Genomic DNA, 17,345 nt, shown 5'->3' on the forward strand with positions numbered 1-17,345 from the left:
CATCCATGCGCGAACTCGATCTCCAGGCTCTTGAGCCTCGTCTGTTGCTGGATGCCGCTGCCGCCGTGACCATTGCGGAGGGCGCCGATAGTCAAGGTGATCAGGTGAAGGCCACCGGCGATGGCGCCACGCTGTCGGGAACGGAGGATTCGAGCTTCAGTCTGTCGAGTCTGAGTGTCACGGACAGTGGCAATGTGGACGATGAAGGCAACGCCACGGATGAGTACTCGCTGACGCTGAATCTGGATCAGGCAGCGGCTGATGCCGGGGCAGCCTTCGATGATGGCGGCAGCAGCTCCACGTTGACCGGTACGGCTGAGGAGATCACCGCTCAGCTCGCGAATCTCGTGGTAACTCCCGGTGCGGATTACACCGACGATATCACCTTGAGCCTGAGTCTCACGGAAACCACGGACGGCGTCGTGGATCCTGACCGAGGCAGCCTCGATTTCGTCGTCACTCTGACGCCAGTGAACGATGACCCGGTATTCGGGGACAGCGGAGCGACGGTCACGGAAGCGGGGAGTTTCACCTTCTCCATCGAGGCGCTGGGTCTGAGTGACCCGGATATCGTCAGCGGTGAGCAGGACACCGACCAGCTGATCATCGAGATCGATAGCCTGCCGTCGGGCGGCTCGCTGACGTTCAATGGTTCGCCGGTAGCGATTGGTTCAAGTTTCGATGCCGACCAGCTCGGCAAGCTGATCTATACCCATGCCGGTGGCGATGTCGCCGTCGGGGACAATGACAGCTTCGCCATCACGGTGGTGGATGGCGCGGGTGGTGAGGCCTCCAATACTCTCAATATCGAGCTGATTCCTGACAATGCCGCGCCGACCATCACGGGCGACCCGCAGCAGTTCGAGGGCGAAAATGCTCGGCTTGGCCTGAGCTACACCGATGAAGAGTCCGGCCATGCCGATGCTGCCGAGAATGCCACGGTGGAGATCACCGACCTGGGCAATCTTGCGGACCGTGGCACCCTCTACCTGGATTTCGACGAGGACGGTATCGCGGATGCGGATGAAATCATCTCCAGCCCTTCGAGCGATGCCGCCAGCTTTACCGCGGACAAGCTCCAGTACCTGTCATTTGCCCATGATGGCGATGAACCGGACGTTGATGACTTGCCCAGTTTCACCCTCAGGGTGACCGACGCCGGCGGTGGCGAAGGGGCGGGAAATGAGCTTTCCAGTGACCGCACCGTCGAGATCAGCATTCTCGAGAATGACGATGACCCGACGCTGACGCCCACCACAGAGGTGCTGGATGCCACTGGCGAGGCGGTATTGATCGATGCATCTGCCCTGAACGCGATAGATCCTGACAGCACCGATGATCAGCTGAGCTACAAGATCGAGACCTTGCCGAGCTTTGGTGAGATCCAGATTCTCAATGGGACTGACTGGGTCAAGCTGCCGGTGGGTGGCACCTTCTCGCAGGCGCAGGTCACGGCGGGCGAGGTCCGCTATCAACAGACCCTCGTGGATGGCACTGGTGGCACCGCGGACGATTTCACCTTCACGTTGGTGGATTCCGAATTCAAGGCGTTTGAAGAGGCAGGAGACGCAGGGACCTGGGGCGGTACGGATTCACCGACCGTCGGCACGCTGAATTTCCTGATTGACAATGTGGCCGGTGGCCCCGGGGAGCAGCAACAGGAGACCATCTATGCCGAAAAAGTGAACAATACCGGCGTCACCGTGAGCGAAAGCACGTCCGATCCTGCTTCCTCTGCGGTGGTCATCTCAGACGCCATGCTCAAGTATGGCGCCGAGCTGGACGGCTACGTGCTGCCTGCGACCCAGATCGTCTACACCGTGACGAACATACCGACCAACGGGACGCTGTTCCTGGATGGTCAGGCGATTTCCGACTTCGGCAGCTTCACCCAGGACGATATCGATAACGGGCTGGTCACCTTCCTGCACGATGGCAGCGAAGGTCATGAGTCCAGCTTCACGTTCACCCTCCTGCCGACGGACCTCGACAAGGATCCCGCCACGCTTGACCCCATTACTGATGTCTTCACCATCGACGCAACACCCGTCAATGATGCGCCGGTCGTGGGTAACTCGAGTGTCAGTCTGCTCGAGAAGACCGATACGACGGACGGCATCGTTCGTATCACCAATCTGGTGATGTCGGATGTGGATGGCAGTCTGGAGGATCTGGTCGGCGAGGGTGAAAGTGATGACCTCTGGTTCCAGATCACCAGCACCGAACTGAGCGGAGGATCACTCGAGGTCTGGAATGGCGACAGCTGGGAGGCAGCCTCCACCGATGTCTGGTACTCCCAGGCGATTCTGACCGCACAGGCGGATGGCCAGTCAGGGGGATTGCGTTACGTCCACGATGGTGGTGAAAGTGTCGACTCCCTGAACGACAGCTTTACATTCATCGTGCGGGATGACCTGGCAGCGCCGTCTGATACCTTCGCGACGAACTCCTCTACACCGACTGACAACGGACTCGACACCAGTGTCGTGTCCAATATCGGCAACGTCACCATTGCCGTGACGCCTTTCAATGATGCGCCGTTGATCCCGCTCACTTCCGATGCTGCGGATCAGACCGTCGTCGATGCATTCGATCAATCGTCCACCTCCGCCAACAATGTGCTGACCTTGGGGGAAGGTGAGTCTTCTGTCATCGACAACAGCCTGCTGCAAGCCGTTGATAGCGACAACACCACGCGTCAGTCGACCTTCGTGATCAAGAGCCTGCCGGAAAACGGCAATCTGACGCTGAATGGCAAGATATTGCGTGTGGGTAGCTCCTTCACGCAGGCCGATATCGACAATGGTCTGCTGGAATATGTGCACGATGGCGGGGAAACTCGCGCCGACGACTTCACCTTTACCGTCAGTGATGGGCCGCTGACGACGGAAGTCGCGACGTTCAGTATCGAGATTACACCACTGAATGATTCGCCTGAGATCGCCTCAACGCAGCCATCTGATCGTTTGATCCCGCCCTCTACGGCGCTGTCTGCCCTTGATCTGGGAAATGTCTTCACCATCGGTGATGTCGACGTTCTGGATCCCGATTCCAATTTGGGTATCGATGCTGGCGAGACTGATGGCATCAAGGTATCACTCTCGCTCAAGGATGCAGGTGGGGCTGTTGTCCCGTTTACCACTGCTGTACTGACGGCTTTGCCGAGTGGTACCGATTCCACTGTCATCACTGATGCCAATACCTTGGTGGTTGAGGGTACCTTGGAGGCTGTTCAGGCTTCCCTTGAGACATTATCTGTCCAGATGGTTCTGGATACTCTCAATGGTGAAGCAGACCCCGACGCTCGTTGGACTCTCGAAGCCGTAGTGGATGATCGTCTTGAGAGTGGCAGTCCGAACGGTGGCTCTGAAAATGAAGGCGGCGAAGCCATCGGCGATGACTTCAATACGGCAACGGCCAGTGTCGAGCTGTGGGCATCCACCGAGAACGACGCACCGGTCGTGACAATGCCGTCTGATGTTTCTGAATTGACCGTGACCGAAGACGGCGGCTATCAGGATATCGGCACCATCACGGTGACGGATGCCGACAGCTTCGATACCGATATCACCGCCGTGCTGAGCGTCCCGAATGGCACGTTGCAGCTCACGGATGCGGGTGATGTGACTGTCAGCAACGATGGCACTGACACCATCACCCTGGTGGGAACTCAGGAAGAGCTCGCGACCGCCTTGGCAAACGTCCAGTACCAGCCGGATGCCAATGACAATGGCACTGTGACGCTGACCGTCACCGCGACGGATACCGACCTTCATGGTGACAGCACCGCTCTCACCACGGCCGCCACCTCAGATATCACCATCACTGCCGTCAATGATGAGCCGGTACTGACCTCCACTACGCCGGTGCAGACGATGGATGATGGTCAGCCCTTGACTATCACTGGCCTTTCCGTCGCAGACATCAATGATGTCGGTCAAGAAGTCTTTACTGATAGCCAGACCGTGACAGTGACTGTGCGGGGCGGCGCCACGGGTGAAACCGGCGGCACCTTGAATATGGATGCTGTCGGAGTCACTGGCAACGGTACCAGTGAAGTGACCCTGACGGGGACGCTAAGCGAAATCAATGCCGCGCTTGATGACCTCGTATTGACTGCCGCTGAAGTGAATGCAGATACGTCAGTGATACTTGATGTCGAGTTCAGTGATGATGGAAATGGTAACTTGGCTCTAGCCAATGCCTTTGCTATCTCCACCGCCATAACGGTCAATGTTTCTGGCACCAACGATGCACCGACCATCTCTGCCCCGACCGGTACAACCACCCTGGTCGAGGACGGCAGTCTCTCGCTGTCAGCGCTCGGAGTCACCCTTGATGATTCTGATGATTTCGGTGCTGACAACCTGACGCTCACGCTGAGCGTAGATCACGGTACCTTCAGCAATGGCACCAACACCATCATCTTGACGGGTACCGTCGCATCGCTTCAGGCCTCACTGGATAGCGAGGTCTATACCCCCGCAGCTGACTTCTATGGTGAGGATACCCTCAGCATCGTGCTCAATGATGCCGGCAATACCGGACAGGGCGGTGCAGAGGAGGCGAGCCGTGACATCACTCTCACGGTGACGCCGGTCAATGATCGACCGGTGGCCGATGGTACCGATGAATCCATCGTTGCCGTCGATGAAGATACTGCAGCTGATGCGATCGCCGGAACGGATCTCTATACCCTGCTGGTCGATCAGTACGATGACGCGACTGATGATCAAGCCGCCGAAAATGGTTTCACGGCTGACAGCGAAGCCACCTTGCTGACGTATGTCGCCATTTCAGGCAACACCGCGACCAGTGATCAGGGCACATGGCAGGTATTCATCGATGCTGAATGGGTCGACATTCCCTCGGGTCTATCCGATAGCAGTGCAATGATCGTATCGGCAGATGCCGATATCCGCTTCGTTCTGGCTGATGACTTCAATGGCGTACCGGGTTCGTTGACCGTCCGTCTTGGTGACGGCAGTAATACCAGCATCGAGACCAGCGGTTCCGCTGGCGAATTGAAAGATCTGGCCGGTGAATCCAACGGCAACCTGGGCGATCAGACGGGCGTCTGGTCGGATGTTCAAATTGCCATAGGTACCAGCGTCATCGAGGCCAACGACGCCCCGACCACTCGCTTCGACAGCGTTGGTCTGGTATCCATCGACGAAGATACCCCCAATCCGGCAGGCGACACCGTTGCCAATCTGATGGCGGACAACTTCGATGATGACAGTGCTGATGATCAGACCGATGAGGCGGTTTCTGGCGGTAGTGAGGCCGATGATTTCGCCGGCGTTGCGATCATCTCCAACCCGTCAGTCGCGAGTGAGGGCACATGGCAGTATTCCACGGATACCGGGGTCACCTGGGTTGATCTACCGGCCGATGTCAGCGCTGACAATGCACTTGTTCTGTCACCCACTGACTCTCTGCGGTTTGTATCGATAGAGAATTATCACGGTGAGCCGACAGGGCTCGATTATGTCGTGGCTGACGATAGCAGTGGTGCTGTGACGTCAGGAACCCGTGTTGATGTTTCCATTTTTGATCAGAAAGGTATCTGGTCGGATGTCGCATCCGCCGCCACGCTCACCACCACCGTCAATGCCATCAATGATGCACCGGTGCTCACTGGTAGCACGGCGCCCCAAGCCTTTGCCATCTCTGTTGCAGAGAATGATGGCGCAGGCACCGGCAGTGCCGAGGTAGCGTTGGTATCAGGCGCGTCGCTTTCGGATGTCGATACTGCCTTGGTCGGCGACAACTTCGGTGGCGGCACCATCACGGTCAGCATCGATGCGGCGACGGATGCCGATGTGTTCTCGGTCGATGATTCTCTTGATGGCTTCGCCAGCGCGACTCTGGTCAACGGCACCCTGACGGTGACGCTCGACTCCGGTACCACGGCAGCTCAGGTCTCGGCATTGATCGATTCACTGACCTACCAGAACACCAGCGATGACCCCGACACCGACACACGCGCCTACACCGTGGTCGTCAATGACGGCAACAATGATGGACTGGCCGAAATCGACGGCGACTCGCTGGCCAGCAATACGCTGACCGGCTATCTGAAAGTCGTCGACAACAACGATGACCCGGTGGCCGTGGCGGATGCCGACTCAACCGATGAAGGCGTCGCGCTGTCCACCGCTGACACTACCAGTCTGCTCGACAACGACACCGACCTGGACACGCCCACTGCCGACTTCACCATCACTCAGGTGAATGGCAACACTGCCGGAGTCGGCAGCGCTGTCTCGGGCAGCACCGGTGGATCCTTCACGGTCAACGCCGATGGCACCTGGAGCTTTGATCCGGGCGCCGATTTTGATGGCCTCACTGAAGGTGAAAGTGCCGTCACCACCATTACCTATCAGGTCAGCGATGGCGAGGGTGGTGTCTCTACCGCCACTGTCAGCGTGACCGTCAATGGTGTGGATGACATTCCCACGCTGACCCCGGACACCGGCAATGTCACCGAAGACACCAATGTGTCAGCGGATGATGAGCTGACCACCAGTGGCACGCTGGATGCTGGCACCGGTGGCGACACCGGGGAAGACAAGTTCAGCGCTGAGACCGTGACCGGCACCTACGGCGAACTGACTGTCGATGCCGATGGCAACTGGACCTACAGTGCCGACAATACTCAGTCTGTCATCCAGCAGCTCAACCTGGGTGCCACCCTGACGGATACTTTGACGGTCACCAATGCGGACGGTGTCACCCAGACCACCGTCAGCATCACCATTACCGGCGTCAATGATGCACCGGTCGCTGTGGCGGATACTGGCACGACCGCAGAAAACGCTGATCTGAGCGTCGCGGCTGCCGCTGGCGTGCTGGCCAATGACACCGATATCGATACGGGCTCCACCAGCACTGTCAGCCAGGTCGCGGGATCTAGCTCTGGCATAGGCACCGCTTTCGCCATGACGGGCGGTGGCACTGTCGCCATCGCCGCGGATGGCAGTTATGTCTTTGCGCCGGGCACCGACTTCGATGATCTCGCCGTGGGTGAGGCTGCGACCACCACCGTTGCCTACACCGTGCGTGATGACAACGGCGCTGAATCCAGCAATACCCTGACCATCACTGTCACCGGCGCTCAGGATGCTCCTGAAATTGCCGTGGAAGGTGCTGACAGCGCAGCGGAATCGTTGACCGAAACGGATGCATCGCTCGCGACCTCCGGCACCCTGTCCGTGAGTGATCTCGATACTGCTGATACCGTGACTGCCAGTGTCACCACGGTAACTGCGGACGGTGACACGGATACTCTCGACAATGCTGATCTGCTGGGCATGTTGAGTGTCGATGAAGGCACCCTCGTGGATGCTGCCAGCAATGACGGCACTCTCAGCTGGAGCTTCGACAGCTCAAGCGTCGAAGGGGAGGCATTCGATCATCTGGCGGCAGGGGAAAGCCTGGTGCTGACCTACACCGTCGAGGTGGAGGACTCCCAGGAAGGGACGGCCCAGCAAGACATCACCATCACCATCAACGGCACCAATGACGCGCCTGTCATCGCCCTTGAGGACGGCGACAGTGATTCCGCTGCATTGACGGAAAGCGATGCGCCGCTGAGCACGTCCGGCACTCTCTCGGTGAGTGATCTCGATACCACGGATGAAGTGACGCCGAGCGTCGAATCGGTTGCCTCCACCGGTGATACCAATGATCTGACCAATGCCGAGCTGCTGAGCATGCTCAGCGTGGATGCGGATGCGATCATCGATGACGCCAGCAACGATGGCACCCTGACATGGGAATTCGACAGCAGCAGTGTCGGGGGTGACGCCTTCGACTACCTCGCCGTCGGCGAGACCCTTGAACTCGCCTACACCGTGCTGGTGACCGACAGCGAAGGCGCGACGGCCGAACAGGTCGTGACCATCACCATCACCGGCAGCAATGATGCACCGCAGCTGGTAGCGGGTGAGCAGCCGGAGAATCAGAGTGGCAATGATGGTGAAGCCATCACGCCGTTCATCGTTGCCGACGCTTTCACTGACATCGATAACGATGCGGACCTGACTTACTCGGCTGCCAATCTGCCTGACGGTATCGAGATTGATCCGACCACCGGTGAGATCAGCGGTACCTTGTCTCCGGATGCCTCGATTGGTGGTGACAACGATGACGGCATCTACACCGTCACGTTGACTGGCACTGACGAGAATGGCGCCACCGTTACCACGACCTTCACCTGGACTGTGGCCAACGTCGCCCCGCAAGCCTTCGACAACACTGCTGAGCTTGATGAAGGCGTTGCCATCAGTGATACCAGCACCACCACCGGTAATGTGTTGAGCGATGGCGACACCAATGGCGATGTGGATGTCGATGGCGGCAACGACACGGATACGCTGATCGTCAGCGCAGTGGGCGCCGGCGCCAATGCCGGGACTGACACGACAGCGGGGTCTGCAGTCACTGGCACCTACGGCAGCGTCACCATCGCCGAGGATGGCAGCTATACCTACACCCTGGACAACACCAACGCGGATGTTCAGGCGCTGGCCGTCGGCGAAAGCCTCAACGAGACCTTCACCTATCAGATCTCTGACGGCCAGGGTGGCTTCGATACCGCGCTGCTCACCATTACGACCAACGGCACCAATGATGCGCCGGTCATTGCCATCGAAGGGGATGACGCCGCAACCGCCGCGCTGGATGAGTCAGATATTGCGCTGAGTGCGACGGGTACGCTTTCTGTCAGCGACCTGGACACCAGCGATACAGTGACGCCGAGCGTCACGGCCGTCGCCTCCAGCGGTGATACCAATGACCTGACCAATGCTGAGCTGCTTGCCATGCTCAGCGTGGATGCCGATGCGATCATTGACGGTGCCAGCAATGACGGCACTCTCAACTGGGCATTCGACAGCAGCAGCGCTGATGCGGAAGCCTTCGACTATCTGGGAGAAGGTGAGACGCTGGTACTGGATTACACCGTGTTGGTGACAGACAGCGAAGGGGCGACTGCCGAGCAGGTTGTCACCATCACCATCACTGGCAGCAATGATGCGCCGGTGCTCTCTGCGGATCCGGATGACCAGCCGGAAGATCAATCCAATGTCGACGGTGAGGCCATCACGCCCTTCACGGTGGCTGACGCCTTCACGGACATCGATACCACCGCAACGTTGACCTACAGCGCTGATGTGCTGCCGGCTGGCTTGTCCATCGACTCCGCTACCGGTGAAATCAGCGGCACCCTGACCAGCGATGCCTCTCAGGGCGGTGTGGAGGGTGTCTACACCATCACGCTGACCGCCACGGATGAATTCGGTGCAGATGTCAGCACCACGCTGACCTGGACCGTTGCCAACGTCGATCCTGTCGCCGAGAACGATGCTGCCTTCATTGATGAAGGTGTCGCCAGCAGCGATGCCAGCGACGTCACCGGCAATGTGCTGGGCGCGACTGGTGCCGGTGCCAATGATGAGGCCGACAGTGATGGCGGTAACGATGATGATGCTCTGATCGTCAGTGGTGTCGCCTTCGGTGCAGTGCCGGCCGCGTTCTCGTCTGCGGGTGACAGTGTGTCCGGCAACTATGGCTCCGTCGTCATTCTGGACGATGGCTCCTATACCTACAGTCTCGACAACACCGATGAGGACGTTCAAGCGCTCGCGGTCGGTCAGGTGCTCAGTGAGACCTTCACCTATCAGGTATCTGATGGACAGGGTGGCTTCGATACCGCCTTGTTGACCGTCACCATCAATGGCACCAATGATGCCCCGGTCATTGCCCTGGGCGGTGATGACAGCGCGGAGGAATCTCTGACCGAGACAGACGATACCCTCGCCACGTCTGGCACCTTGTCAGTCAGTGATCTGGATACCTCGGACAGCGTCACGCCGAGTGTCGAATCCGTGGCCACGACCGGCGATGTCGATGGCCTGAGCGATGCCGACCTGCTGGGCATGCTCTCCGTCGATGCCGATGCGATCATCGATGGCGTCAGCAATGAGGGCACCCTGAATTGGGACTTCGATAGCTCGAGCGTCGCTGGTGAAGCCTTCGATCACCTCGCCGTCGGCGAAAGCCTGGTGCTGGATTACACCGTCCTCGTGACTGACAGCCAGGGTGCGACCGCCGAGCAGGTCGTCTCGATCACCATCAATGGCACCAACGATGCACCGATCATTGCCATCGAAGGTGATGACTCCGTTTCCGCTGCACTGACCGAGTCTGACATACCGCTGAACGCGACCGGCACGCTTTCCGTCAGTGATCTCGATACCAGCGATGAGGTCACTCCGAGTGTCGCCTCCGTCGTCACCACCGGGGATACCAATGATCTGACCGATGCCGAGTTGCTCGACATGCTCAGCGTGGATGCTGATGCGATCATCGATGCTGCCAGCAATGACGGTACTCTCACCTGGACGTTTGACAGCAGCAGTGCTGCGGGCGAAGCCTTCGATCATCTCGCTGTCGGTGAGACGCTCGAGCTCGATTACACCGTGGTGGTCACCGACAGTCAGGGCGCGACCGCCGAACAGGTCGTGACCATCACCATCACCGGTACCAACGATGCGCCGGTGCTGGTGGCGGATGAACAGCCGGCGGATCAGAGCGACAACGATGGCGATACCATCACGCCGTTCTTCGTGGCGGATGCCTTCACTGACGTCGACAACGATGCCGTGCTGAGCTTCTCTGCGGACAATCTGCCGGACGGAATCGCGATTGATCCGACCACCGGTGAGATCAGCGGCACGCTGTCTGCGGATGCCTCCATCGGCGGTGACAATGCTGATGGCACCTACACCGTCACCCTGACCGCGACGGATGAAAATGGCGCCACCGTCACCACGACCTTCACCTGGACCGTGGCCAACGTCGCGCCGGAAGCCTACGACAATGTGGCGGACCTCGAAGAGGGCGTCGCGACTGGCGATACCAGCACCACCACCGGCAATGTCCTGACCGATGCGGAACCGGATACCGACACGGATGGCGGCAATGACAGTGATGCTCTGATCGTCAGTGGTATCGGTGCTGGCGCCAACGCCGGGACTGCGAGTGCCGTTGACACTGATGTGACTGGCACCTACGGCAGCATCACCATTGCAGAAGATGGCAGCTACACCTACACGCTGGACAACACCAACGCGGATGTTCAGGCGCTAGCTGTCGGGGAAAGCCTCAACGAGACCTTCACTTACCAGATCTCCGATGGCCAGGGCGGCTTTGATACCGCGCTGCTCACCATCACCATCAACAGCACCAACGACGCCCCGGTTATCGACATTGATGCGGATGACAATGCATCCGCTTCCTTGACGGAAACCGATGCGACTCTGAATGCCTCTGGCACCTTGTCGGTCAGTGATGTCGATACCACCGATGAAGTGACCCCCAGCGTCGCCTCCGTCGTTTCTACCGGTGACACCAATGGCCTGAGCAATGCTGAACTGCTGAGCATGCTCTCTGTTGATGCCGATGCCATCATCGGTGACGCCAGCACCGAGGGTACGCTGAACTGGGAGTTCGACAGCAGCAGTGTCGAAGGTGAAGCCTTCGATCATCTCGCTGTCGGCGAGACGCTCGAACTCGATTACACCGTGTTGGTCACCGACAGCCAGGGCGCGACGGCCGAACAGGTCGTGACCATCACCATCACCGGCACCAACGATGCGCCGGTGCTGGTGACTGACGAACAGCCGGCAGGTCAGAGCGACAACGATGGCGATACCATCACGCCGTTCTTCGTCGCGGATGCCTTCACTGACGTCGACAACGATGCCGTGCTGAGCTTCTCTGCGGACAACCTGCCGGACGGTATCGCGATTGATCCGACCAGTGGCGAGATAAGCGGCACGCTGTCTCCGGATGCCTCCATCGGCGGTGACAACGATGACGGCATCTACACCGTCACCCTGACCGCGACGGATGAGAATGGCGCCATTGTCACGACGACCTTTACCTGGGCCGTGGCCAATGTCGCGCCGGAAGCCTACGACAACGTGGCGGACCTCGAAGAGGGCATCGCAACCGGTGATAGCAGCACTACCACCGGCAATGTCCTGACCGATGCGGAACCGGATACCGATACGGATGGTGGCAATGACAGCGATGCTCTGATCGTCAGTGGTATCGGTGCAGGCGCCAACGCCGGCACTGCCAGCGCAGTGGATACTGAGGTGACTGGCACTTATGGCAGCATCACCGTCGCTGAAGACGGCAGCTATACCTACACGCTCGACAACACCAACGCGGATGTTCAGGCGCTGGCTGTCGGAGAAAGCCTCAACGAAACCTTCACTTACCAGATTTCCGATGGTCAAGGCGGCTTTGACACGGCGCTGATCAGCATCACCATCAACGGCAGCAACGATGCGCCGGTCATTGCCATCGAAGGCGATGACAGTGCCGCCGAGTCGCTGACCGAATCTGACGCCACGCTGAGCACCTCTGGCACGTTGTCGATCAGTGATCTGGATACCACCGATGTCGTCACGCCGAGCGTCGCTGCCGTGGTTGCCACCGGCGATACCGACGGCCTGAGCAACGATCAGCTGCTGAGCATGCTCTCCGTCGATGCTGACGCGATCATCAATGGCGAAGCCAATGACGGCACGCTGAACTGGACCTTCGACAGCAGCAGTGTCGCTGGCGAAGCCTTCGATCACCTCGCTGTCGGCGAGAGCCTGGTGCTGGACTTCACCGTGGTCGTCACCGACAGCCAGGGCGCAACCGCCGAGCAGGTCGTTCAGATCACCATCAATGGCAGTAACGATGCGCCGGTCATCGCCCTCGAAGGCGACGACAGCGCGGCCGAGTCGCTGACCGAGACGGACGATATGCTCACCACCTCAGGCACGCTCTCTGTCAGCGATCTGGATACCACCGACGAAGTCACGCCGAGCGTCACGGCCGTGACCGCCACCGGTGACACCGATGGCTTGAGCAACGATCAGCTGCTGAGCATGCTCTCCGTCGACGCCGATGCCATCATCGATGGTGTCAGCAATGACGGCACGCTGAACTGGGCCTTCGACAGCAGCAGTGTCGCTGGCGAAGCCTTCGATCACCTCGCCGTCGGCGAGAGCCTGGTGCTGGACTACACCGTGGTCGTCACTGACAGCCAGGGCGCCACTGCCGAGCAGGTCGTCCAGATCACCATCAATGGCAGCAACGATGCGCCGGTCATCGCCCTCGAAGGTGACGACAGCGCGGCCGAGTCGCTGACCGAGACGGACGATATGCTCACCACCTCAGGCACGCTCTCTGTCAGCGATCTGGATACCACCGACGAAGTCACGCCGAGCGTCACGGCCGTGACCGCCACCGGTGACACCGATGGCTTGAGCAACGATCAGCTGCTGAGCATGCTCTCCGTCGACGCCGATGCCATCATCGATGGTGTCAGCAACGACGGTACGCTGAACTGGACCTTCGACAGCTCAAGCGTCGCCGGTGAAGCCTTCGATCACCTCGCCGTCGGCGAGAGCCTGGTGCTGGACTACACCGTGGTCGTCACCGACAGTCAGGGTGTGACCGCTGAGCAGGTGGTCTCGATCACCATCAACGGCAGCAACGATGCGCCGGTCATTGCCATCGACGGCGACGACAGCGCGAGCGAGTCGCTGACCGAGACGGACGATACGCTCTCCACCTCAGGCACGCTCTCTGTCAGCGATCTGGATACCACCGACGAAGTGACGCCGAGCGTCACGGCCGTGACCGCCACCGGTGACACTGATGGCTTGAGCAACGATCAGCTGCTGAGCATGCTCTCCGTCGATGCCGATGCGATCATCAATGGCGAAGCCAATGACGGCACGCTGAACTGGACCTTCGACAGCAGCAGTGTCGCTGGCGAAGCCTTCGATCACCTCGCCGTCGGCGAAAGCCTGGTGCTGGATTACACCGTGGTCGTCACCGACAGCCAGGGCGTAACGGCTGAGCAGGTCGTCTCGATCACCATCAACGGCAGCAACGATGCGCCGGTCATTGCCCTCGAAGGCGACGACAGCGCGAGCGAGTCGCTGACCGAGACGGATGACACCCTGACCACTAGCGGCACGCTGTCTGTCAGCGATCTGGACACCACCGATGACGTCACGCCAAGCGTCACTACCGTGACCGCCACCGGTAACACTGATGGCTTGAGCAACGATCAGCTGCTGAGCATGCTCTCCGTCGATGCCGACGCGATCATCGCCAATACCGAGAATGACGGCACGCTGAACTGGACCTTCGACAGCAGCAGTGTCGCTGGCGAAGCCTTCGATCACCTCGCAGTGGGCGAGAGCCTGGTGCTGGATTACACCGTGATCGTCACTGACAGTCAGGGCGCCACTGCCGAGCAGGTCGTCCAGATCACCATCAATGGCAGCAATGATGCGCCGGTGTTAGTGGAGGGTGCTCAACCGGCAGATCAAAGCGGTAACGATGGTGACCGCATCACACCGTTCTCTGTCGCGGATGCCTTCACTGATATCGATAACGGAGCAGAGCTCAGCTTCTCTGCTGACAACCTGCCGGACGGCCTGGTGATCGATCCGACTACCGGCGAGATCAGTGGCACGTTGTCCCCGGATGCCTCCACTGGCGGTGACAACGCTGACGGCATCTACACCGTCACGCTGACCGGCACCGACGAGAACGGTTTGGATGTCACCACGACCTTCACCTGGACCGTGGCCAACGTCGCGCCGGAAGCCTTCGACAACACCGCCGAGCTGGATGAGGGCGTCGCGACCAGCGACACCAGCACCACGACCGGCAACGTGCTCAGCGATGGCGACACCAATGGTGACGTCGATGTCGATGGCGGCAACGACACGGATACGCTGACCGTCAGTGGTATCGGTGCTGGCGCCAATGCCGGTACTGACACCGCCGCAGGCACGCCGGTCGCCGGTACCTACGGCAGCGTCACCATCGCCGAAGACGGCAGTTACCGTTATGCGCTGGATAATGCCAACTCGCAGGTACAGGCGCTGGCGGAAGGCGAGGTGATCACCGAGACCTTCACCTACGAGATCTCCGATGGTCAGGGCGGCACCGACACGGCATTGTTCACAGTCACCATCAATGGCACCAACGATGCACCGAGGGCCACTCTTCGTGCACCGGTCATTGAAGCGGGAAGTGATGGAGAGCAGATCGCGCCGATCAGCCTGCAAGAGGCATTCCAGGATGTCGATGGCGGCGCGCAGCTGAGCTATACGGCCGAGAATCTTCCGAGTGGATTGGTCATTGATTCGGTGACGGGGGTCATCAGCGGCACACTTGCTGACGATGCCTCCCAGTTCGGCAATACCACGACGGACGGTCGCTACTCCGTGACGGTGACTGCCACGGACGAGCAGGGCCAGTCGGCTGATGTCACGCTGAGCTTCTTTGTCGTCAACCTCGCACCACAAGCCTTCGACAACGCCGCCGAGCTGGATGAGGGCGTCGCGACCACTGACACCAGTACGACCACCGGCAATGTGCTGAGCGATGGCGACATCAATGGCGATGTGGATGTCGATGGCGGCAATGATACGGATACGCTGATCGTCAGTGGCATCGGCGCAGGCGCCAACGCAGGCACTGACACCCCCACAGGTACGCCGGTCAACGGCATCTACGGCAGCGTCACCATCGCCGAAGACGGCAGCTACACCTACGCACTGGATAACGGCAATGCAGCGGTGCAGGCGCTGACGGAAGGCGAGGTGATTACCGAGACCTTCACCTACGCGATCTCCGATGGTCAGGGCGGCACCGACACGGCGCTGCTCACCGTCACCATCAACGGCACCAATGATGCGCCGGTGTTGGTCGATGGGGCGCAGCCGGCCGATCAGAGTGCCAATGACGGCGATACGATCACACCGTTCACCATTGCCGGCGCCTTCACCGACGTCGACGAGGGTGCGGAGCTGACCTACAGCGTCGACAACCTGCCGGACGGTCTGGTGATCGACCCGATCACCGGCGAGATCAGCGGCACGCTGTCAGCGGATGCTTCCACCGGCGGTGACAACAACGACGGCATCTACACCGTCACGCTGACTGGTACTGACGAGAATGGCTTGGTTGTCACCACGACCTTCACCTTCGAGATAGGGAATCCTGCGCCGCAGGCATTGGATCAGAGCGCTGACGTCTCCGAGGACCGAGAGACCACCGCTGAGGGCAGCCTGCTGGTCGATGCTGATGGCGAGCCGGTGACTGTCGATGGCGATGGCGATTCACTGCTCATTGCGAGCGTCAATGGTAAGGCCGTCGCTGACAGCGACACCGTGATCCAGGGCACTTACGGTCAGTTGATCATCGCTGCCGATGGCACGTGGAACTATGTGCTGGACAACGCGAGTGATGTCGTCCAATCCCTCGACGATGGTCAGCAGGTGACGGATGACTTCAGCTACGTGGTCAGTGATGGAGAAGGGGGCACGGCAGTCGGTGAGTTGACGATCCGAGTGGCTGGTCTCAGCGACAACATTGTACCGGAGCCCGTGGTGACGGTGGCGCCAGTGCAAGGCTTCTCTGGTAACGGTTCCCCGGCGGGCGGGGCAAGTGCTGGATCGGATGAGGGCGAAGCAACCTTCCTTCCGGAGTCTGATGGAGAGCTCTTCCAACCGCTCAGCGATTCCACCTTGGTGGATATTCCGAGCATTCAACCGGTTCAGTTGACCATCATCCTGCGTGATGTCGTGGCCAATGAATCCGTGTATGAATTTGCGCTGCCGGCGGGCGCGTTTGAAAGCACCAACAATGAAGAGATCAAGGTTGAAGCGACGAGAACTGATGGGTCGCCGTTGCCCGACTATGTCGCGTTCGACAGTGATTCCCTCAACTTCCGTGTCAATCGGGCGCTGGCCTTGTCTCTCGGCGTTGAGCGAGTCGACGTCAAGGTCATCGGTCGCGATGAGTCCGGCAACGAGGCCAGTACCACCTTTGTCATCTATCTGACGCCTGAGCAGGAAGAGGAAGAGAGCCTCGAGTATTACCGCAACCTCGCCAACGACGGTGAAGAGCAGCCGCCGGCAGAAGGGCATCAGGAAGATGAAGCAGAGCCGAGCACTGAAATCACTGGTACACCTGCTCCCGACAATGGTGAGGATCAGGCCAGCGTACCTGGTGCCGTGCCACTCTCCGAGATGCTCAAGGTGGCCGGACGTGACGGGTTCAGTCACGACCATGCAGACGTGCTGGCCGATCTGATGGCGTTGTTGAGTGATGATTCAGAAATTTCTTGATTATCGTTAACAGAATAAACCGCACCAAGCTCTCGATAGCGCGAAAGTGAGCTTATCTAATACAAGGTGTCTGCCTGCCCCATACCAAGGGGTGGGTGAACAAGAGCAAGGGAACAA

1 protein-coding gene is annotated in these 17,345 nt (G+C 59.5%); it reads left to right on the forward strand.

Annotated features, from left to right (window positions below; all coding sequences use genetic code 11):
• Positions 1-5: 5 nt before the first annotated feature.
• The gene (locus BFX80_RS17825; protein WP_157109458.1) at positions 6-17,228 is read left to right on the forward strand and encodes a VCBS domain-containing protein; all 17,223 of its coding nucleotides are present in this window, start codon (positions 6-8) and stop codon (positions 17,226-17,228) included.
• Positions 17,229-17,345 lie beyond the last annotated feature (117 nt).

This window comes from Cobetia marina (assembly GCF_001720485.1).
GTDB classification, from domain to species: Bacteria; Pseudomonadota; Gammaproteobacteria; order Pseudomonadales; family Halomonadaceae; genus Cobetia; species Cobetia marina.

Bases quoted from the DNA above. Each gene is read 5' to 3' on its own strand.
- BFX80_RS17825 (WP_157109458.1), top strand. From the start codon at position 6: ATGCGCGAACTCGATCTCCAGGCTCTTGAGCCTCGTCTGTTGCTGGAT.